Source organism: Streptomyces monticola (genome assembly GCF_042665355.1).
Lineage (GTDB): Bacteria > Actinomycetota > Actinomycetes > Streptomycetales > Streptomycetaceae > Streptomyces > Streptomyces monticola.
The window spans coordinates 44526-64265 of the sequence record NZ_JBHTCF010000011.1; the positions used below are offsets into that span (position 1 = coordinate 44526).

18 protein-coding genes are annotated in these 19740 nt (G+C 71.7%); 6 read left to right on the forward strand and 12 right to left on the reverse strand.

Annotation, left to right across the window (positions count from 1 at the left end):
- The first annotated feature begins 180 nt into the window (after positions 1–180).
- The 3 genes from ACFQVC_RS24230 to ACFQVC_RS24240 are packed head-to-tail and all read left to right on the forward strand — an operon-like array spanning position 181 to position 3769.
- Positions 181–1167: a glycosyltransferase family 2 protein gene (locus ACFQVC_RS24230; protein ID WP_381834074.1), complete on the forward strand. Its 987-nt coding sequence runs from the start codon at positions 181–183 to the stop codon at positions 1165–1167.
- Positions 1167–2567, forward strand: a complete 1401-nt coding sequence (locus ACFQVC_RS24235; RefSeq protein ID WP_381834077.1) for an alpha-2,8-polysialyltransferase family protein — start codon at positions 1167–1169, stop codon at positions 2565–2567. Before ACFQVC_RS24230 ends, ACFQVC_RS24235 begins: the two co-directional genes overlap by 1 nt.
- Positions 2564–3769: an acyltransferase family protein gene (locus tag ACFQVC_RS24240; protein WP_381834080.1), complete on the forward strand. Its 1206-nt coding sequence runs from the start codon at positions 2564–2566 to the stop codon at positions 3767–3769. The genes ACFQVC_RS24235 and ACFQVC_RS24240 overlap by 4 nt, the downstream gene beginning before the upstream one ends.
- Before the next feature lie 282 nt (positions 3770–4051).
- Here ACFQVC_RS24240 and ACFQVC_RS24245 read toward each other — a convergent pair whose 3' ends face one another.
- Both ACFQVC_RS24245 and ACFQVC_RS24250 read right to left on the reverse strand, forming a co-directional pair.
- The gene (locus ACFQVC_RS24245; RefSeq protein WP_381834083.1) at positions 4052–4531 is read right to left on the reverse strand and encodes a Uma2 family endonuclease; all 480 of its coding nucleotides are present in this window, start codon (positions 4529–4531) and stop codon (positions 4052–4054) included.
- Positions 4532–4757: 226 nt separating this feature from the next.
- Positions 4758–6338, reverse strand: a complete 1581-nt coding sequence (locus ACFQVC_RS24250) for an acyl-CoA mutase large subunit family protein (RefSeq protein WP_381834086.1) — start codon at positions 6336–6338, stop codon at positions 4758–4760.
- Positions 6339–6434: 96 nt separating this feature from the next.
- Between ACFQVC_RS24250 and ACFQVC_RS24255 the strand changes: the two genes are divergently transcribed.
- Complete coding sequence (locus ACFQVC_RS24255; RefSeq protein ID WP_381834089.1) at positions 6435–7343, forward strand: L,D-transpeptidase family protein; 909 nt, start codon at positions 6435–6437, stop codon at positions 7341–7343.
- Positions 7344–7531: 188 nt separating this feature from the next.
- Here the strand turns inward: ACFQVC_RS24255 and ACFQVC_RS24260 are convergent, their stop codons facing one another.
- From ACFQVC_RS24260 to ACFQVC_RS24280, 5 genes are all read right to left on the reverse strand, one after another.
- Positions 7532–8680 (reverse strand): hypothetical protein, encoded by a 1149-nt coding sequence (locus tag ACFQVC_RS24260; RefSeq protein WP_381834092.1) that lies wholly within the window; start codon positions 8678–8680, stop codon positions 7532–7534.
- Positions 8680–9345, reverse strand: a complete 666-nt coding sequence (locus ACFQVC_RS24265) for an RNA polymerase sigma factor (protein WP_381834728.1) — start codon at positions 9343–9345, stop codon at positions 8680–8682. The genes ACFQVC_RS24260 and ACFQVC_RS24265 overlap by 1 nt, the downstream gene beginning before the upstream one ends.
- 302 nt (positions 9346–9647) lie before the next feature.
- Entirely contained in the window at positions 9648–10451 is an 804-nt protein-coding gene (locus tag ACFQVC_RS24270) for a hypothetical protein (protein WP_381834095.1), read from the reverse strand.
- Positions 10448–11077, reverse strand: coding sequence for an RNA polymerase sigma factor (locus ACFQVC_RS24275; protein WP_381834098.1), 630 nt, complete (start codon positions 11075–11077; stop codon positions 10448–10450). Before ACFQVC_RS24275 ends, ACFQVC_RS24270 begins: the two co-directional genes overlap by 4 nt.
- A 108-nt stretch (positions 11078–11185) precedes the next feature.
- The gene (locus ACFQVC_RS24280) at positions 11186–12037 is read right to left on the reverse strand and encodes a hypothetical protein (RefSeq protein ID WP_381834101.1); all 852 of its coding nucleotides are present in this window, start codon (positions 12035–12037) and stop codon (positions 11186–11188) included.
- A gap of 222 nt (positions 12038–12259) precedes the next feature.
- On the opposite strand from ACFQVC_RS24280, the gene ACFQVC_RS24285 reads away from it, so the two are divergent.
- Together ACFQVC_RS24285 and ACFQVC_RS24290 are read left to right on the forward strand one after the other, a co-directional pair.
- The gene (locus ACFQVC_RS24285; RefSeq protein WP_381834104.1) at positions 12260–15124 is read left to right on the forward strand and encodes an FG-GAP-like repeat-containing protein; all 2865 of its coding nucleotides are present in this window, start codon (positions 12260–12262) and stop codon (positions 15122–15124) included.
- Positions 15125–15331: 207 nt separating this feature from the next.
- Positions 15332–15718 carry a hypothetical protein gene (locus tag ACFQVC_RS24290; RefSeq protein WP_381834107.1) on the forward strand — a complete coding sequence of 129 codons (387 nt, stop codon included), beginning with the start codon at positions 15332–15334 and terminating at the stop codon, positions 15716–15718.
- Positions 15719–15769: 51 nt separating this feature from the next.
- On the opposite strand, the gene ACFQVC_RS24295 is transcribed toward ACFQVC_RS24290, so the two are convergent.
- From ACFQVC_RS24295 to ACFQVC_RS24315, 5 genes are all read right to left on the reverse strand, one after another.
- The gene (locus tag ACFQVC_RS24295) at positions 15770–16291 is read right to left on the reverse strand and encodes a hypothetical protein (RefSeq protein WP_381834110.1); all 522 of its coding nucleotides are present in this window, start codon (positions 16289–16291) and stop codon (positions 15770–15772) included.
- A 62-nt stretch (positions 16292–16353) separates the two neighbouring features.
- The gene (locus ACFQVC_RS24300) at positions 16354–16851 is read right to left on the reverse strand and encodes a hypothetical protein (RefSeq protein WP_381834112.1); all 498 of its coding nucleotides are present in this window, start codon (positions 16849–16851) and stop codon (positions 16354–16356) included.
- Positions 16852–16965: 114 nt separating this feature from the next.
- On the reverse strand, positions 16966–17652 hold the full coding sequence (locus tag ACFQVC_RS24305) for a DUF4328 domain-containing protein (RefSeq protein ID WP_381834115.1): 687 nt from the start codon (positions 17650–17652) through the stop codon (positions 16966–16968).
- Positions 17653–17865: 213 nt separating this feature from the next.
- Positions 17866–19443, reverse strand: coding sequence for a beta-N-acetylhexosaminidase (locus ACFQVC_RS24310; protein ID WP_381834730.1), 1578 nt, complete (start codon positions 19441–19443; stop codon positions 17866–17868).
- Between the two features lie 62 nt (positions 19444–19505).
- Positions 19506–19649, reverse strand: coding sequence for a hypothetical protein (locus ACFQVC_RS24315; protein WP_381834118.1), 144 nt, complete (start codon positions 19647–19649; stop codon positions 19506–19508).
- Positions 19650–19740 lie beyond the last annotated feature (91 nt).

Here is a 19740-nt window from a genome sequence, read left to right on the forward strand (position 1 = left end):
ACGCTAGGAAGGCATTCGGAGCCGCGGCCCAACCACACCGCAACAAACGGTTAACAGCAGATCGACGAATGACGAACTGGCCCGGGAATTGGGCTGGTTAACCAATCCGCCATGCTTCGTTCACCCGCCATCTCTCTTGGAGTCAAGACGAATGGCGCTCCGACACCTAACGTCACCCGCGTGGTTAAGCTCTCCGTCATCGTGCCGTTCTACAACGTGCAGCAATACGCGCCCGACACCCTGAGATCACTCAGGGCAAACGCGCGCGCCGACTTCGAATTCATTCTCGTCGACGACTGTTCGCGAGACGGGACACCGGAGATTCTGCAGCGCGCCGAGCGCGAGCTCTCCGATGTCGCACAGGTCAGATATGTCCGGCATGAGGTGAATGGTGGTCTGGCCACCGCGCGGAACACCGGGCTCGACGCGGCCAGCGGTGAGTACCTCACCTTCCTGGACGGCGACGACTGGCTCGCCCCCGGCTACTACGAGCAACTCCTCGGCTCTATCGAGGAGTTGGGCTGCGACTTCGTGCGCACGGACCATGTCCAGTGCACCGCGCGGGCGCGCAGCGTGCATCGCGTGCCGTACGGCAGGCGGGGTGTGCTGCTCGATCCGCGCACGGCGATCCTGCCCGCGGACCGCTCCACCTCCGTCGACTACGCCTTCGCCTGGGCCGGTATGTACCACCGCCGGCTCGTCGAAAAGGGGATTCTGCACTTCACCGACGGGCTGCGCACCGCGGAGGACCGGCCCTGGATCTGGCGGCTGCACCGCGAGGCCGAATCCTTCGCTGTGCTCGGTCACTTGGGCGTCTACTATCGGCGCGGCGTCGCCTCATCGCTGACCCAGATCGGGGATGTCAGGCAGCTCGATTTCATTCGGGCGTTCGACCAGGTGGTACGGGAAACCGCACAGGACCGGGACGCCGCGCAATTGCTGCCGAAGGCGGTGCGCACCTACTGCGCGATTATTTCCCACCACTTGGGATCCATCGAAAGGTTCGAACCACCCGTGGCCCGAAAGCTGCGCTCGCTGAGCGCCGCGGCATTGAAGCGAATGCCGCAGGACGTACTCGACGACGCGCTCGACTCCATGGACGTCAAGCGCGCCACCCGGCTGCGCCGGCTGCGCCGCCGCCCCGTCACGGCGGAGGTGGCCGCGTAATGGCCCCGCAGAACCCGGACGCACAGAACCCGGACGCGCGGAACCCCGCCGCTCAGGGCGGCGCGCGCAGGACGACGCAGATCTTCTTCGCCTCCACCCTCTACGGCGCCGCCACCCTCGCCGCCGCCCTGGACTCCGACTGCTTCGGGCCCGCGGACCGGCGCCTGCTGCTCGTCGGCAACAACGCCGCCAACCCGGAGACCACCCCGGCCCTCGACACGATGCCCGGGTTCGAGCGGCTGCGTGAGCGCTTCGACGGGGTGCTCTCCTGGAACGAGGCCATCTCCCCTTTCCACCCGGGCGGCTGGTCCCCGCGGTCCGACGACATCCCGCTGTGGGAGCGCTATCTGCGGCTGCTGTGGGACCTCGGCGACGACAGCGTCCGCCTTGCCGTCGAGTCGATCCAGGTCAACCCGGCCCTCGCGCTCGCGCAGATCTTCACCGGCGCCCCCGTCGACGTCTACGCCGACGGCCTGATGAGCTATGGACCCACCCGCAGCAAGATCGACCCGCTGGTCGGCACCCGGATCGACCGTCTGCTCCACCTGGACCTCGTGCCGGGCCTCACACCGCTGCTCCTCACCGAGTTCGGCGTCGCCCCCGAGATCGTCCCCACCGACGCCTTCACCAAGGTGCTCGCCGAACTGTCCGACGCCCACCCGCAGTTGGCGGTTCCGGACGGACGGCCCGCGCTGCTGCTCGGCCAGTACATGTCGGCGCTCGACATCCTCACCGCCGAGGAGGAGGAGCGGCTGCACATCCGGATGCTCAAGGGCGCCCTCGAACTCGGCCACACCCGCGTCGTGTTCAAGCCGCACCCCACGGCGCCCGCCCGCTGGTCGCGCCTCCTGGAGCAGGAGGCCGAGAAGCTCGGCGCCGAACTGACCGTCCTGGACGAGCCGGTGCTCGCCGAGGTCCTCTACCAGCGGATGCAGCCCGCCCTCGTCGTCGGCTGCTTCTCGACGGCACTGCTCACCGCGTCCGCGCTCTACGGCCTTCCGGTCGCGCGCACCGGCACGGATCTGCTCCTGGAACGCCTCACGCCGTACCAGAACAGCAATCGCGTCCCGGTCACGATCGTCGACGCCACCGTGCCCGATCTGCAGGACAAGGCAGCGGTTGAGGCACAGCACCAGGAGACACCCGAACTCGGCTCTCTCATCAAGGCCGTCGGGTTCGCGATGCAACCGCAGATCTATCCGGAGCTGCGGCCGGCCGCCGAGTCCTATCTCTCGCGCCGGCTGACCGCCCACACCTGGCGTTACTTCAAGCGCCGACGGCTCACCTCGCTCGCCCTGCCCGGCGCCATTCCCTCACAGCTCGGGTTCATCCCGCGCAACGCGACGGTGCGGCGCGTGGCCCGCCGGGCCCGGGCGTTCAAACGGGCAGCCCTCGGATGAGCGCGCCCCCGAGCACCCTCCCTCCCCCGGCCACGGTCACCGCGGACAGCACCAGCGGCACCGGAAGTGCCCGCGGCACCGTCAAAGCGGCCCCACGCGGCTCCCGCCTCCGGGCCCTGGACGGGCTGCGCCTGATAGCGGCCCTGATGGTCGCCGCGTATCACTACGGCGGCCGTGACGGCGAGATCTCCGAGGCCTGGGGCGGCTCGCCGAGCCTGCAGTTCCCCACCGCCCACGAGTGGTTCGCGTACGGCTGTCTCGGCGTCCAGATCTTCTTCGTGATCAGCGGCTTCGTGATCTGTATGAGCGGCTGGGTCCCGCCCGCCGCCCGCCACCGCCCTTCGCAGGACCGCGCTTCGCGCGGGCAGTCACACTTGCGCTCCTTCTTCGCCTCCCGTGCCTCGCGTCTGCTGCCCTCCTACTGGGTGGCGATCGTCCTGGTGACCCTGGTCTTCGCGCTGCCGCCGGTGACCTACGCGGCCGTCTCGCCCAGCGACGCCCTGGTGAACCTGACGATGCTGCAGCAGCCGCTCGGCGTGGACCGGGTGCTCGGTGTCTGCTGGACGCTCTGGGCGGAGCTGCGCTTCTACGCCCTGTTCGCCCTGTGCATCGTCCTGCCGGGCGCCAACCGGCAGCGGGTGGTGCTGTTCTGCGCGGTGTGGACGCTGACGGCGGCCATCGCGGAGGGGGCGAACGAGCCCCTCCTCGACCTGGTCCTGATGCCGGAGTACGCCCCGTACTTCATCGGCGGCATCGGCCTGTACCTGGTGCACCGCGACCGCCGTGACATCACGGCGTGGGGCATCGTGGCGGTCAGCTATCTGATCGGCCAGCACTACGCGGTGGACCGCCTGTGGCACGCGCCGGACCCGGAGTTCTTCTCGTTCCGCTCCTCGGCCGTGATCATCGGCATCGTCACCCTCGGCTATGTCGCGGTGGCGGCCATCGCCCTCGGCGCCCTGCACCGCGTCAACTGGCGCTGGCTGACCACCGCCGGTGCGCTCACGTACCCCTTCTACCTGGTCCACGAACACCTGGGCTGGGTCTCGGTGGGCGCCCTGCACCAGGGGCTCGGACTGCCGTCGTACGCGACGTTCGCCCTCACGATCGCGGCGATGCTGCTCCTGGCGTGGCTCCTCAACCGCTACGTCGAGAAGTGGATGACTCCGCTGATCCGCAGAAGGCTGACGGGGCAGGGGTGAGGCGGCGGCCGAACGGCCGCCACGCCGCACAGGTCAGCACCGCCATCACGGCGGCCGAGAACCAGAAGGGCCCCGCGATACCGAAGCGGGCCGCGACCGGGCCGCCGATCAGGGCGCCCAGGGCGTTGCCGCCGGCGGCGAACATCATGAGGACGCTCTGCACCCGCCCGTGTCGCCCCACCCGTCTCCCCATCCGGGGGAGGCTACCCGGGTGAGGCGCTAGCGGTTCAAGGGGGCGGGTGCTCGGCGCATCAAGGGGTCAGGTCCCGCCGTATCAAGGGGTCAGGACTCACCGTCGAGCAGGATGTCCACGTCGAGGTCGAGGGTGACGCCCACGGACTCGGGAACGGGCACGGCCTGCCCTCGCTTGAACCGCTCCGGCTTCGGATACGCACCGTCGACCGGGTCGCGGTACAGCAGGACCTCGTCGTGCTTGCGGTCCACCACCAGGTAGACGGGAACACCGGCCTGGGCGTAACACTCGACCTTGGTGTTGAGGTCGTCGGCCCAGTTCGAGGACGTCACCTCCAGGACCAGGCGGAAGACGTTCGGGGCGTAGCAGTTCTTCTGGACCAAGGCGTCCCGGAAGTCCTCCTCGACCACGGCGAAGTCCGGAACCGCGTAATCGTCGGCCCGCGTGGTCAGCCAGAGGCCGACGCCTTGGACGTACTCAAGACCGGCCGCCTCGATCCCGGCCCGGTCGAATGCCCTGCCCAGCTTCGTCAACGACAGCGCATGCGAGCCGTCAGCCGGTGGTGTCACAGTGAGCCTCCCCTGGAGAATCTCCACGCGGTGCCCGGGCAACGCGTACCAGAGGTGTTCGGCAGCTTCCGCAACCGTCATCTCGCGCTCCATCACAGCCACAGCACCCTCCCTTCGGGGATCACTCTGGTTCGAGAGTATCCGCCGCCGCAGACCTACGGCATGGGATCACTCGTTCGAGCGGTTCGGGAGCGTACGGGCCTCGGACGCCCCCGGTCGGCCGCCTCTAGAAGGTGCCGCTCGGCACGTACGTCCCCCACACCTCCCGCAGCGCGTCGCAGACCTCGCCGACGGTGGCACGCGCGCGCAGGGCGTCCTTCATCGGGTACAGCACGTTCGCCTCTCCCGCCGCCGCCTCGCGCAGCGCCGCAAGGGCCGCGTCCACCGCGCCCTGGTCCCGCTCGGCCCTGAGCCGGGCGAGCCGCTCGACCTGCTGCGCCTCGATGGCGGGGTCGACGCGCAGGGGCTCGTAGGGCTCCTCCTCGTCCAGCTGGAAACGGTTCACCCCGACCACGACCCGCTCGCCCGCGTCGGTCTCCTGGGCGATGCGGTAGGCGCTGCGCTCGATCTCGCCCTTCTGGAAGCCCTGCTCGATGGCGTTGACGGCGCCGCCCAACTCCTCGATGCGGCCCATCAGTTCATTGACCGCCTCCTCCATGTCGTCGGTCATCCGCTCCACCGCGTACGAACCGGCGAAGGGGTCCACGGTGGCCGTCACATCGGTCTCGTGGGCCAGGACCTGCTGGGTGCGCAGGGCGAGCCGGGCGGCCTTGTCGGTGGGCAGGGCGATGGCCTCGTCGAAGGAGTTGGTGTGCAGCGACTGGGTGCCGCCGAGGACCGCGCCGAGGCCCTGGACGGCCACCCGCACCAGGTTCAGCTCGGGCTGCTGGGCGGTCAGCTGCACCCCGGCCGTCTGCGTGTGGAAGCGCAGCATCAGGGACTTGGGATGCCGCGCGCCGAACTCCTCCCGCATCACCCGGGCCCAAATACGGCGCGCGGCACGGAACTTGGCGACCTCCTCCAGGATCGTGGTGCGCGCCACGAAGAAGAACGAGAGCCGGGGCGCGAAGTCGTCCACGTCCATACCGGCGGCGATGGCGGTACGGACGTACTCGATGCCGTCGGCGAGCGTGAAGGCGATCTCCTGCGCGGGCGAGGCCCCCGCCTCCGCCATGTGGTAGCCGGAGATCGAGATGGTGTTCCACTTCGGCATCTCGGCGTTGCAGTACTGGAAGATGTCCGCGGTCAGACGCAGCGAGGGCTTGGGCGGGAAGATGTAGGTGCCCCGCGCGATGTACTCCTTGAGCACGTCGTTCTGCACGGTGCCGGTCAACTGCGCGGCGGTGACGCCCTGTTCCTCGGCCACCAGCTGGTAGAGCAGCAGGAGCAGCGCCGCCGGTGCGTTGATGGTCATCGACGTCGACACCTGGCCGAGCGGGATGCCGTCGAACAGCACCCGCATGTCGTCCACCGAGTCGATCGCGACGCCGACCTTGCCGACCTCGCCGTGCGCCAGCTGCGCATCGCTGTCGTGGCCCATCTGGGTGGGCAGGTCGAAGGCGACCGAAAGGCCCGTCGAGCCGCCGGCGATCAGCTGCCGGTAGCGGGCGTTGGACTCGGCGGCGGTGCCGAACCCGGCGTACTGCCGCATCGTCCACGGCCGCCCCGTGTACATCGAGGGATACACACCCCGGGTGAAGGGGTACTCGCCGGGTTCGCCGAGGCGTGCCGCCGGATCCCAGCCCGTCAGGGCGTCCGGGCCGTACACCGGCTCGATGGGCAGTCCCGACTCGGACTCACGCGCCATGGTCCTCCGCCTCCTGTGCAGACCTTGTGAGCGGTTCGCAACCAATCATGCGCGGGAACCATCTGAAGGGGTACGCGACGACAGCGGGGGGATGCGATGCGTCGGACTTTTGGCATACGAGGGGCGGCCGGCATCCGGCGGGCCGTCGGCATCCGCCGTGTGCCCGGCACACGGCGGGCCCTGGTGGCGGCCGCCGCCGTGGTCCTGGCCGCGGGGTGCACGGTGCAGGCGACCGGCACGGGTCCGGCGCGACAGCCGGCGCAGCAGCCGGGCAAGGGGGCCGGGGAGTCCGCGGGCGAGGGCGCGGGGAAGTCGCCGTCACCGGACGGCAAGCCGTCATCCGGCGCCTCCTCCAACCCGTCGTCCAACGCCGGTGCGCTGGTCCTGATGCCCGGCGAGAAGGGCACGAAGGTACGCGAGCTGCAGGCGCGGCTGCGGCAGATCGGCTGGTTCCCGCAGTACCCGAACGGCCGGTACGACGACACCACCGTCAAGGCGGTCAAGGGCTTCCAGGGCAAGCGCGGCCTGCCCCGCACGGGCGAGACGGACACCGGCACGTGGCAGCGGCTGCTCGGGATGACGGGCAAGCCGGGCTACTTCGACCTGTACGCGGGCGGCGACCAGCCGCCCGCGAAGCCGGACGCACGGTGTCTGACGGGCCGGGTGCTCTGCATCAGCAAGAAGAGCCGCACGCTGAGCTGGATGGTGGACGGCAAGCGCGTATCGACCGTGGACGTGCGGTTCGGCTCGCAGTACACACCCACACGCGAGGGCGTCTTCAGCGTCTACTGGAAGTCGCGGCACCATGTCTCGACGCTCTACGACACCCCCATGCCGTACGCGATGTTCTTCAGCGGCGGCCAGGCGGTGCACTACTCGTCGGACTTCGCGGCCCGCGGCTACTCGGGCACGTCGCACGGCTGCGTGAACGTACGGGACGAGGGGAAGATCGCGGCCCTCTTCGGGCAGGTGCGCAAGGGCGACAAGGTCGTCGTGTACTGGTGAGTTGACCCGGTGCGTTGACCCGGTGAGGGGCAGGGGTGGGACCGGGGGAACGTGTCCCACCCCCGCCATTGCGCTGAAGCCGTGGGTACGGGGGGAACCCCGGCTCGCGCGCGGCCGATGACCAGTCGGCTCACTTATTACTGCGCCCGGGTCCGGAAAAGTGTCACACCCCGCGGATCACGGAGTGATCACGGATTACCGGCATCGCCCGAAGACTCGCCGGACGGGGTCGCCGAGACCGTGGAAGTGGGGGTCGCGGTCGCCGTGGCCGTGGCTGTGGGCACGGGGGTGGGAGCGGCCTGCGACGGGGCCACCGCGCCGTTCCCCTCGTGGTGGTTGCCGCCGCCCCTGTGGCCGCCGCCGTCCCCGTCACCGGAGCCTTCGCCGTCGTCCTCGCCACCGCCGCCCGAGCCGGAGCCCGAACCGGATCCGCCGCCCGAGCCCGATCCCCCGTCACCGGCCGCGGCGCCGCTCTCGTCCGCGGCGAGGACCTTGCTGCAGAACTGCCGGACGCCTTCGGGGCCCTTGGCGGCCGCCTCGATCCGGCGCTTCTTCTCGGGGTCCATCGGCTTGCCGTCGAGATAGTCGCGGCAGCCCGTGACGACCCGCGCGTACCACTCCTTGCGCCGGTCGGCGTCGTCGTCGCTCGGCGCGGTCGGCCGTCCCGCGGCGTTGCCCGTCGTCGGCGCTTCGCTGCCGCCCGCCGAGGGGTGGCCGCCGCCGGGCCGCGTGTGACTGCTGCCGTCGGGGGTCTCGGAGCCGGAGCCCGAGACGCCGGGCGCCGACGAGGAGGATCCGGGCGAGGACGAAAGCAGCGGGTCGGGAGGTGTGGGCACCGCGGACACGGAGGTGCCGGGGGCGGGGTTGTCGTCTCCGCCGAACGGCGTGGGGATCACTCCGGCACCGGCCATGGCGACACCGCCGAGCGCACAGGCCGCGAGCGCGGCGGCCAGGCCGTACCGCACGGGTCTGCCCCAGCGGATACGGGTGCGGCCGCCGCTGCCGCCGCGCCCGATGCGTACGGAGCCGCTGTCGCTGAGCGGAGTGCGTCCGGATGCCGGGCCGCCCGGCACGGCCGCCGCACTGTCTACACGCGTGGCGTCCGCTGCGCGAGCCGCCCGGAAAGCGGCCAACGCGGCCTCTTCACCGGGGAGTTCACCGTTTGCCAAGGTGTTGGCCGCCGGGTCGCCGGGGTGCGCGCCACGGACCGTGCCGAGGGCGTCGGAGAGCCGCTCGGCCTGGGCACGGGCATGATCGTCGACGGCGTCCAGGGGCTCGCCGCGAAGCAAACGCTCCGCTGCGTCCCCATCAAGCCACTTGTACCGCTCGTCGGCCATCACATGTCCTTCTGCGTCCGCGAACGCGAATCCGTCACACCCGCCGATGACATGGGCGCACGCGCGGCGCTGCCACGCCCTGGCTGCGCGGGGACCGCGCCGAGGCCGTCGGCGGCATCGGCACCGAGCAGTTCGGCGAGCCGCTTCAGGCCACGGTGGGCGGCGGTGCGCACGGCTCCGGGGCGTTTGCCGAGAGTCTGAGCGGCGCTCTTCGCATCGAGGCCGACGACGACACGGAGCACCACGGCCTCGGCCTGGTCCTGCGGCAGTTGGGAGATCAGGGCGAGGGTGTCGCCGGTGGCGAGTGCCTCCATCGCCTCGTCCGCGGTGTCCGCATCGCCCGGCTTGCCGGTGAGTTCGCTCTCGTCGCCGCCGATCGAGGGGCGGCGGCCGCGCATCCGTATGTGATCGAGCGCCCGGTTACGGGCGATCCGCGCGGCCCAGCCGCGGAACCGGTCGGCGTCGCCGTCGAAACGGTCGAGGTCACGGGCGATCTGCAGCCACGCCTCGGACGCGACGTCCTCGGCGTCCGGCTCACCCACCAGCGTTCTGATATAGCCGAGCAGCCGCGGGTGCACGGCGCGGTACACAGTACGGAACGCGGTCTCGTCCCCGTTCTGTGCCGCAAGCACCGCGGTGGTCAGCTCCGCGTCGTCCCCCAACAACTCCCTCATCCTGCCCGTGTCGCAGCCCAGCAGGAACCAGACGCTACGGCGTGAACGGGGGCCACGTCCATGTTTGTACAACCTGCAACTACAGCGTGACGCAGAGCGGTGTGACACAAAACGCATGCGCGGCGCTGAAAGGAGTACGGGCCTGTGCGGCCCGTGCCGTGCGACGGCCGGGGCCTCTCCTGTGGGGGGTGGCGGCCCCGGCCGATCGCTGGCCCTCGGGCTCCATGGTTCAACAGGCTCTACGGGCTCCACGGAGTCAATGGGTTCTACGGGCTCCACGGAGTCAATGGGTTCTACGGGACGCGGCGTCGCGTATCGCAGTACGCCGCCACGTCACCGGCACCCTCGCCCGCCGCCTCGTCCGTGAGCCGCCGCAACGCCTCCGCGTCGAGCGCGCCGCCGCGGCCGTCGACCTTCTCGTACGCCTCGCACAGCACGCGTACCTCCTGAGTGGGGCGTACGGGTGCGGGGCGGCGCGCGCCGGGTGTGGCCTCGGGCTCACGCGCGGCGGAGGCCGTGGGCCCGGCGGAAGCGGACGGGGTGACCGCCGGTTCGGGCACAGGCCCGGTACGCGTCGGTGTGGGCGTGGGCGCGGCCGGAGCCGAACTCGCCCTTCCGGGGCGGGAGTCGGCCGGCGCACCGGGATCTTCGTCGGGCCCCCCGATCCCGGCCACCGCGACCCCGCCGAGCGCGAGCCCGCCGAGCAGCGCACCGATCGCCGCCCGCACGGCGGACCCACGGCGCCCACGCACCCTCGCGGGCCGCCAGTCGTCGCGGCGCCGGGTACGGGCGGCACCGGCATTCAAGGCGCCGGAGTCGCGGGCGGCGCGGTAGGCGGCCAGGGCTTGCGGGTCGATGTCCCCACGGGGGGCGGGGCGGCCCGCGGCCGCGAGGAGGGCGTCGAGGGCCGGGGAGTTCCCCGGCTCGTGGAGCCCGTCCGGCCCTCCGGACCAGGTGGGCCCGTCCGGCCCTCCGGACCAGGTGGGCCCGTCCGGCCCTCCGGACCAGGTGGGCCCGTCCGGTGCGCCGGGTCGGTCATCGGGTCGTTCGTCGGGGCGTTCGTCGGGGCCGCCGTCTGGGCGTTCGTCGGTGTTCATCGCGCATCACCCAGCGTCCGGGGCCCGTCATCCGTCACATCGCCGGCTGCGCCGCCGGCCGCGGGGCCGTTCGCGAGGCCCGGTTCGAGCTGTCGCGCGAGGCGTTTGAGCCCCCGGTGGGCCGCCGTGCGTACCGCGCCGGGGCGTTTGCCGAGGACACGGGCCGCGGCCGGGCCGTCGAGGCCGACCACGACGCGCAGGAGCACCGCTTCGGCCTGGTCGCGCGGCAGCCCCGCGATCAGTTCCAGAGCACGTTCCGTGGAGAGGGACTCGATGGCCTGGGCCGAGGTGTCGCGCCCGTCGGGGAGTTCGAGGACGTCCTGCTCCATGGCCGAGGTACGGGGCCGCACCTTCTGGCGCCGCAGATGGTCGAGCGCCCGGTGCCGCGCGATGGTCGCGGTCCAGCCGCGAAAGCCCGCGCCGTCGCCACGGAACCGGCCGAGGTCCCGGGCGATCTCCAGCCAGGCGTCGGCGGCCACGTCCTCCGCCTCGTCGCCCACGAGTCCGCGCAGGTAACCGAGCAGGCCGGGCTGCACAAGGCGGTACGCGTCCGCGAAGGCACGCTCGTCACCGTCCTGCGCCCGCGCGACCGCCGCACCGAGCTCTTCGTCGAACGCCCGCCCCACGCTTTCCTCTTCGCACCGCCGACAGCACCGCACACCGTGCCCGCGCCCCCACGGGTTACTGCGCCCCGGCGCACGGAATCGTCACAGCGGACCGGTCACAGCGAGCCGTCACACCTCGAGGAGGCCGCCCCCGCCGCGCAGGACGAGTTCCTGTTCCCGGGGCGGGGGCCCGGCCAGGACCTTCGTGCCGTAGCCGCTGAAGCCGATCTCCAGCGAGCGGCCCTGCTGCTCACCAGTGATCGCGACGAGAGACGGCTTGCCGGACGCCGCCACGTACAGCGTCTCCTCGCCCGCCGCGCCGCGCGGCCCGGTCACCGGCACGACGCGCTGACCGTCGCGGGTGACGGCGGGCCGCCGCCGCACCTCGCCGGAGCGCACAGGACGCGCGCCGGGCAGCGTCGACTGGGCCTTGTCCAGATCGCACATGCCGTCCGAGAACGCGGCGGTCCGCGGCAGCCGCAGATACTTGCCGCTGGCCATCGCCGTACGCTCCCGCACCCTGGCCGCGATCTCGGGGCCGCGCCGCTCGGCCTCCGCGCGGACCTCGGCGAGCGCCCGTTCCGAGTACCGGAGCCACATCCGCCCGTCGGCGAGCACGATGACGTCGCCGCGCTTCATCGGCCCCGCATCGACCGAACCGGTGCAGTTGCCCTCCCGGTCCAGATGCAGCGTGGTGCGCTGCTCGCCGTCCGGCGCCTCCAGGACGGCCGTCATCCGCACCGAGGTGGTTTCGGCGAGCAGGCCGAAGGACTCCTCGACGAGACGCGCGGCCGACCCAGCCCCCTGAGAAGCGGCCCTCTGCGAACCGCCCTTCCCCACCGCCTTCTCGGCCCCTCGCTCCACCGGAAACGCACCGAAGCCACCGCCACCGCCACCGCCGCAGGAAGCAAGCAGCCCCACCACCGCGCAAACTCCCGCCGCGCGGACCCACTTCGGCCGTACGACCCGTACGCCCCCCATGCTCCGTCCCCTCCCCCTCGCCCCCGTCGGCCGCACACACGGCCCCAGCGATTTCAGCGCGGCGCACACCCCCCGTGTCACCGCCTGGCGCTGCGAAGAAAGTCACCCCCGGTTTCGTACAACCATTCGGTGCCGCGACGGGTCATAGGTGCTCGTCCAGTTCTGCGCGCCCTGGGGCGGCAGTGGCGACCGAGACGGCAACTCTCCCAAGGGGTGGGGCAATTGAGCCTGAGAGGCACGAAAAGGACACGAAGAGCCAAGGGTGGAGGTGACGGAACCGCACGGGGCACCACAGGCCATGCCTACAAGCCGCTGAGCCTGAAGCGCCGCGCCTGGCTGACCGTCGGCGCGGTGGTACTGGGGGGCACCGGCGCCGTCACGTACGCCATGGCGGGAACGGGCGAGCAGGCCGCCGATGACCTCACCCGCACCAAGCGTCCCGCCGAGGTGCACGACATCGCCCTGAAGCCGGACGGCTCGGGCGAGGCCGGCGAGCGCGAGCTGCCGCGCACGGGCACCGAGCCGTTCTCGCTGCTCGGCGTCTCCTGGCAGGGCCCGCGCACCACCATCGACGGCAGCGCACAGGTCCGCACCCGTGCCGCCGGCACCGGCACCTGGTCCGACTGGCAGCCCCTGGGCCTCGATCCGCATATCAGCGAGGACGTGGAGCCCGGCATGCGGGGCGCGTCCGAGCCGCTGTGGGTCGGCCCTTCGGACGGCGTCGAGGTCCGGGTCGTCGCCGCCGACGGCAGCTCGACATCCGGTCTCCCCAAGGGACTTGAGGTCAATCTGGTCGACCCGGGCGTGACCGCGAAGGAGGCGAAGAACCCCGCGCTCACCGGGCAGGACCTCGCCCCGGCCGCGTACACCGCAGACAGCGCCGTCACCGCGTACGCCGCCGATGAGACCGTGCCCCCCGTCGAGCCGACGGGCGACGAGTCCTCGGGCCCCACCGACGAGCCGAGCGAGCCGGGCACTCCCGGGCCCACCGCCCCCACGGGCGCGCCGGACCCGACGGACACACCGGACCCGACGGCCACACCGGGCCCGACCGGCACGGAGTCCCCGACCGCCTCCCCCGACCCGACCCCTACGAAGCCGCCCGCGCCGCCGTCCACCGTCAAGCGTCCGCCGATCACCGGCCGGGCCGCGTGGGGCGCCGACGAGTCGAAGGTGAAGGACCCGGCCGAGTACATCGAGAGGATCCAGGCGGTCTTCGTCCACCACACGGTCGGCGGGAACAACTACAGCTGCGCCGAGTCCGCCGCGCTGGTGCGCGGCATCATGACGTACCACGTGGACGTCGAGGGCTGGAACGACCTGGGCTACAACTTCCTGGTCGACAAGTGCGGCCAGATCTTCGAGGGCCGCGGCGGCGGCGCCGACCTGCCGGTCAAGGGCGCGCACACCTACGGCTACAACAAGTACTCCACGGGCATCGCCTTCCTCGGCGACTTCGAGGGCTATGTCGACCCCGTCGACTCCTCCAAGAACCGCCCGGCGGGCAAGCCGACGCGTGCCGCGCTCGAAGCGGCGTCCCGCGTCGCGGCCTGGAAGCTCGGCCAGTACGGCGGCAACCCGGGCGGCACGGTCACGCTGCAGCAGATCCTGACCAAGCCCGACGGCACCGAATACAACGGCGTGCTCAAGGACTTCAACGTCATCTCGGGCCACAAGGACGGCTTCAACACCGCGTGCCCCGGCAAGAACCTCTACCCGAAGCTCGCCGAGATCCGCCGCTACGCCGCGAGCGCGGGCCGCAACTCGGCGCTCCCCACGGCCGACTTCAACCGTGACGGCATCCCCGACCTGGTGGCCGGAACACCCCAGGCGTCCGGCGGCGTGGGCGCCCTCACGGTCGTACCCGGCGGCGTGGACGGGCCGGTCGCGACCGCGAAGAAGACCCTCACCCAGTCGAGCCCCGGCGTCCCCGGAGCCTCCGAGTCCGGTGACAACTGGGGTGCGTCCAACGCCTGGGGCGACATCAACGGCGACGGCTACGCGGACCTCGTGGTGGGTGCGCCCGGCGAGGACGACACCAGCGGCCACAAGGACCGCGGCGCGGTCACGGTCCTCTACGGCCCGGCCCTGAACACCGGCACGTCCTTCACGACGGACGAGGGCGACTACGCGACCGGAGCGAAGTTCGGCAGCGCGGTGGCGGCCGGGGACTTCAACGCCGACGGCAAGGCCGATGTGTTCACCGCCTCGACCGGCACCGGCGGCACCTGGTTCGCCCGCACCGGCGACTCCAGCGGCATGGGCGGCGACCTGACGACCGGCTCGGGCGCGCTCGCCTACGCGGACGCCGCCTCCGGCGACTTCAACCGGGACGGCTACGCGGACGTGGCCCTCAACTACCGCGACCAGTCCGGCACCGGACGCGTCGTCTGGTTCAAGGGCACACGCACGGGCCTGACGAAGGTCGGCGCCCTGTCGGTGAAGGGCGGCCGCTCGATCGCGGCGGGCGACTTCAACGGCAACGGCTACGACGACATCGCCGTCGGCCAGCCGTACACGGCGGAGTCGGGCGCGCACGCGGGCGGCCAGATCACCATGGTGCCCGGCACCTCCACCGGCTTCACGACCACGGGCCTGCGCACGATCCACCAGGCCACGTCGGGAGTCCCCGGCGCCGCGGAGTCGGGCGACGCCATGGGCTGGTCGGTCGCGGCGGGCGATGTGAACGGCGACGGCTACGCGGACGTCCTGGCCGGCGCTCCCCATGAGGACATCACGCGGGACGGCACCGCCCGTAAGGACGCGGGCACTTCGCTGCTCGTACCGGGCTCGTCCACCGGCCTGACCGGCGCGGGCACGCTCGCGGTCTCGCAGGACGAAGCGGGCGTCCCCGGCGCCACGGAGTCCGGCGACCGGCTCGGCTCGGCCGTGGTCCTGAACGACCTGTCCGGCTACGGCCGCGCGGACCTCGCCATCGGCGTCGACGGCGAGGACGCGGGCAACGGCACAATCCTGCAGCTGGACAGCGGCAGCAAGGGAGTGTCCCTGTCCGGCGCCGTGTACTACGGCGTGACCCAACTGGGCACACCGGCGGGCGCGCGCCTGGGCCAGACCCTGGCCCCGTAGCACCACGCGCAGCGCTGTGGCCCCTCGTTCACGACCGGCGAGGGGCCACAGTCACGTACGGACGGACGGGCGGACGCGCATCAGCCGGACGCGAATCGGCGCCACCCGTGATGATTGAGCAAACCCCTTGCGACGTGCCTGTGAGAGTTCGAAGGAACCGCCCCACAACCCGTAATGGTCCCTGCTCTCCGTGCGCTGTACCCGTACATGACCGCACCACAAGCCATACCCACAGCCACCAAGCCCGTGAAGCCCGCGCGTTGGGCCGCGGACACCGTCTCGATGCTCCGTGAGGGCGCCCGGCTCCGCCTCGACCACTCACCGCAGAGCCTGTGGGGCCTGGACCGCGTGATCGCGGAACTCCGCCGTGAACACCCGCCGTACGAGGCCGTCGCCCAGACGCTGCGCGGCTTCGGGGCGTACGCGGGCGAAGTCCTGGTCCGCGCGGGCGGCGCGACCTGGGAGGAGCACAACGGCGACCACTGGATCCGCACCCCCGACGGCCGCCTCTGGGACCCCATCGCCGAGGCCCGCCGCGGCTTCGAGTCGGACGGCTCCCTGCGCCTCCTGTGCAGGGACGCCCTGGGCGTCTGAAGGGCCCGCCCCGGCCCCCGCACCCTCCTGCGCCCGCCCCCTCGGGCCCTCCTACACCCGCCCCCGCGCCCGCCGCGACACCGCCGCGCGCAGGACCCTGCGGCCCTCCGTCGACACCTCGAAGGCCCGGCGCAGGCCGCCCGCCGACGTGTCGTGGGTGGCGGCGAGGAGCTCCAGGATCCTTACCTGGCGGCGGAGTTCGCCCGCGGCCAGCGGCCCGTCCCCGCCCGGCGCGTGCGCCGTGTCGAGCAGCCGGTGCACCTGCAGGGCCGCCACCGAGCAGGCGTCGGCCCAAGCGCGCACCCCCTCGGCGGACGGGGTTTCGGGGGCGGCGCCCAGCATGCGCAGGACCAGGTCGGTCGCCTCGTCGTCGGTGTCGGCGATCGGGTAGGCGGCCCGCGCCCGCGCCAGGCACGCGCCCCAGTCGGCGCCCTGCTCAAGGCTCGCCCACAGCGGCCTGAGCACTTCCTCGTCCCGTCCGCCGAGCAACGGCAGGCACCGGTCGAGGCAGGCCAGGCCACTGGCGGCCAAGTCACGTTCATCGGCCTGAGCGATCAGTTCCACCAGGCTCATAGGGGTCGCCTCCCGTTGCGGACGCATCACTTCCTGTTACTGCGTTCCGATGGCTGGAAACGTCACTCGCCCGGGATGCCGAGCCGGTCGAGGAACCGGAAGAAGAGGAGTTCCGCCGAGGGTTCGGCGGGCCCGGTGAGAACGGCGACCAGATCCGCGGCCGCCGCGGGAACGCACCCCGCCTCCTGCGCCCAGTCCACCGCCCGCTCGGCCGCGTCCCTCGGCGGCAGGAACAGGTCGTCCGGCTCCTTGTCGTCGCCGGCGAGAAATCCGGCCATGGCATCGCGCGCCAGGCACGCGTTCCACGCCCCGCTCTCCGGACCCGCCGCCTCCACGGCCACGCACTCGCTGTTCATCACGAACCCGAACAGCGCGGGCGCCCCCGTGTCCTGCGCGAGCTTGCTCATGGAGCCGACCTCCGGCACGGCGGCCTCCCAGATCTGCCAGCCGCCCGGCCGCCGTTCATGAAGGGAGAGCCCTTCGCGTACGCCGCTCAACGCGTCGAGATCGGCCAGCTGCCGGTCACTGCGCGCGACGATGTAATACCCCCAGAAGCCCATGTCCGCTTCCCCCTTGCCCCCTAGACGGCTCTCGGCTCTCCGAGTGAATCCAACACATCTGCAAGGGAGTTCGCCACCCATAACGCGCAGATCATGGCCGTGAAGCACCAGAGGTCAGACGGCGCCCGGCACGGGCTCCTGCTCCGCGAGGCGCCGCACCTTGTCCTCCTGCATCCGCACGAGACGCCGCACCCACAGCACGGCGAGGGCGGCGGCGACGAGATCGAGGGCGTCGGTGGCCATGATGACGGCGAGGGAGAACCGCATTTCGCCCAGGGTCATGACTTCCAGATACGGAGTCCTGCCGTACCTGGACACGAGGAAGCTCAGCAGCCACGCCGCCCACCACCAGTTGATCAGCGCGGCGGAGATCCGGCGGGATCCGACGGTGCTCGCCTCCCAGATGTCGAGGGCGATACGGCGCGGGAACCAGAGGTTGACCACCGGCACGATCCAGCTCCACACCACCCAGGCGCGCTTCTTCGCGTGGTACTCGGGCGCGAAGAGCTCGGCGTTGACCCGGACGCGGTGCAACCAGATCACGAACACGACGGCGGTCGCGAGGAGGAGGTACAGCTGCGCCATGCCGACCACCGTGTACACCGTGCCGGTCCCGTCCACCTCACTGGCGGAGGCGGAGGCGGAGGCGGCGTCGAGCCGGGTCGCCACTTCGTACATCCGGAAACCCGACCACAGCGCGAACAGATCGACGCAGACGTGCACGCACAGCATCACGACGACGGCCGTCGAAAGCCCCGCCGACGAGCGATACGACGACAGCGACGGTGGTGCCACAGGCATGACGGACACAGGAAACCCCCCACGGGTTCGGACAACGCGATGGTTCGCCGTCGGCTGCGCAGAACACGCGGGCGGGCCGTCCCTCCCCAGGACGGCCCGCCCGCAAGCAGCTCGGCCAGCGGAACTTATGCGCTTGCGGCCCGGACGTCCACAGCATTTCGGCCATTCACCGAACAGTCCGAAGTGTCCGCCCGCACCGGAAGGCGCATCCGCTCAGCCCAGCTTCTTCGCCAGATCCTCGAACTCCCGCCAGGACAGCGCCGGTTTCCGCTCGTCCCACACCTTCTGCGCCAGCGCCCGCAACGGCAGCCTGATGCCGGCCGCCACCTGGTCCTGGGTCTGCGAACCCGCCAGGTCGCACCACACCGCGAGCCGCCCGCCCAGGATCTGCGCGTCGTACTTCTCCGGGACCGGCTTGCTGCCGCGTACGACGAGCGGCGTCCACTCCTCGTAGATGCGCTGGCCCGTGGGGTAGCGGAAGGTGTTGGGCTGGCCGAGGACGTAGTAGAGGTACTCGTCGTTGAGGTTCACCAGCTTGCGGCCCGCGCTCAGATACTCCACGGGCTCACGCGCCGAGTACTCCTTGCCGGTCCAGTACTCGATCTCGATGTCCTCGTCCGCCTTGACGGTGCCGCCGCGGAAGAACCCGTCGTTCCAGGCCTTCAGCTTCTTGCCGGTCGGACGGACCGTCTCCGCCCGGTCGTTGAGCCACCCGGTCGCGAGGTCCTGCACCTTCGCCGCGCCCCCGTACTTCTGCTGCGCGGCCCGGACGAGCTGGGGGTACGAGGCCTCCGGGTCCGGCACCATCAGGGCGCGGTACTCATCGGCGCCCAGATGCCAGTAACGGCCGGGGAAGAGCTCCGCGTACTCCTCCAGGAGCTCGTCGACGATCCGTGCCGCACCCGGCTTGGAGATGTCGACGGCACCGCGCGACGGCACCCCGCGCGTGTCCCGCAGCTGCAGATCGGGATGCGCCTTGATCACCGCGCCCAAGTGGCCCGGCGAGTCAATCTCCGGCACGACGGTGATGTGCAGCTGCCCGGCCAGCTTCACGATCCGCCGCACCTCCGCCTTCGACAGGCGCTCCTGCGACACCACTTCGGGGTGCGAGTCGGACTCGATACGGAAGCCCTGGTCGTCGGAGAAGTGCAGGCCCAGCTGGTTGTACTTGAGGTCGGCGAGCTCACGCACCCGCTCCTCGATCCACTCGGCCGAGAAGTGCTTGCGCGCGGTGTCGAGCATGAACCCGCGCTGCGGCTTGGCGGGCGCGTCCCGCACGACACCCTCGGGCGCCGTGCCGTCGGCGCGCACCATCTGCTTGAGCGTGCGGGTGCCGTAGAAGACCCCGGCGTCGTCGGTGGCCGCGATGCGTACGCGCCGGTCGCTCACATCCAGCGAGTACGCCTCGGCACCCGCCTTGCCCGAGGTGAGGGCCAGCTCCACATCACCCGCCTTCGCCTTCGCGCCCTGCGCGTACCGCAGCTCCAGCTCACCGGCGAGCAGCCGCGCCTCGTCGGCCAGTACGTCCGCGTCCTGGCGGGCGACGACGACCCGGCCCTCGGGCGAGGGCTGCCAGCCGGGACCGCGGGCCGCCCTGTGCTCGGCGACCGCCGGAATCGTCCGCGGCGCCTTGGACAGGGGGTAGCTCCGGCTCGGGCTCGGCTCGGCGGAGGTCGCGGGCGGACTGTCGTCGGCGCGGTCCGCACCGCCGCCGCCCGGCCCGCCGCCGGGCCAGAGCGCCACGGCGAGCACCACGGCCCCGCCGGCCACGACGCCGCCGGCGGCGATCATCCCCTTGCGCCCGGCGCGGCCGTCGCCCCCGCCGCCCCCGGCCGTGGACCCGTGCCGCCCGGTCACCGTCCCACCGCCCCGGCCACTGCCTCGGCCCGCCGCCGCCGCGCCGTCACCGCACGCACCGTCGCCACCGTCACACCCGCACTGGGTTCGGCCGCGGCCACGTCACCGGGGACGCCCACGCCGAAGATCATCCGCATCACGGCAGCAACCTCCCACGCGGAACGGAGTTTTGGCCTCGCATTCGTCCCCGTCGTCCACCACACGTTCCGAAACTCTCCCGTCCGGGTGAAA

What these genes read in the sequence shown, in the direction of transcription:
- ACFQVC_RS24235 (WP_381834077.1), top strand. Translation starts at nt 1,167, where the DNA reads ATGGCCCCGCAGAACCCGGACGCACAGAACCCGGACGCGCGGAACCCC.
- ACFQVC_RS24240 (WP_381834080.1), top strand. Translation starts at nt 2,564, where the DNA reads ATGAGCGCGCCCCCGAGCACCCTCCCTCCCCCGGCCACGGTCACCGCG.
- ACFQVC_RS24250 (WP_381834086.1), bottom strand. Translation starts at nt 6,338, where the DNA reads ATGGCGCGTGAGTCCGAGTCGGGACTGCCCATCGAGCCGGTGTACGGC.
- ACFQVC_RS24255 (WP_381834089.1), top strand. Translation starts at nt 6,435, where the DNA reads ATGCGTCGGACTTTTGGCATACGAGGGGCGGCCGGCATCCGGCGGGCC.
- ACFQVC_RS24260 (WP_381834092.1), bottom strand. Translation starts at nt 8,680, where the DNA reads ATGGCCGACGAGCGGTACAAGTGGCTTGATGGGGACGCAGCGGAGCGT.
- ACFQVC_RS24270 (WP_381834095.1), bottom strand. Translation starts at nt 10,451, where the DNA reads ATGAACACCGACGAACGCCCAGACGGCGGCCCCGACGAACGCCCCGAC.
- ACFQVC_RS24280 (WP_381834101.1), bottom strand. Translation starts at nt 12,037, where the DNA reads ATGGGGGGCGTACGGGTCGTACGGCCGAAGTGGGTCCGCGCGGCGGGA.
- ACFQVC_RS24290 (WP_381834107.1), top strand. Translation starts at nt 15,332, where the DNA reads ATGACCGCACCACAAGCCATACCCACAGCCACCAAGCCCGTGAAGCCC.
- ACFQVC_RS24295 (WP_381834110.1), bottom strand. Translation starts at nt 16,291, where the DNA reads ATGAGCCTGGTGGAACTGATCGCTCAGGCCGATGAACGTGACTTGGCC.
- ACFQVC_RS24300 (WP_381834112.1), bottom strand. Translation starts at nt 16,851, where the DNA reads ATGGGCTTCTGGGGGTATTACATCGTCGCGCGCAGTGACCGGCAGCTG.
- ACFQVC_RS24305 (WP_381834115.1), bottom strand. Translation starts at nt 17,652, where the DNA reads ATGCCTGTGGCACCACCGTCGCTGTCGTCGTATCGCTCGTCGGCGGGG.
- ACFQVC_RS24310 (WP_381834730.1), bottom strand. Translation starts at nt 19,443, where the DNA reads ATGATCGCCGCCGGCGGCGTCGTGGCCGGCGGGGCCGTGGTGCTCGCC.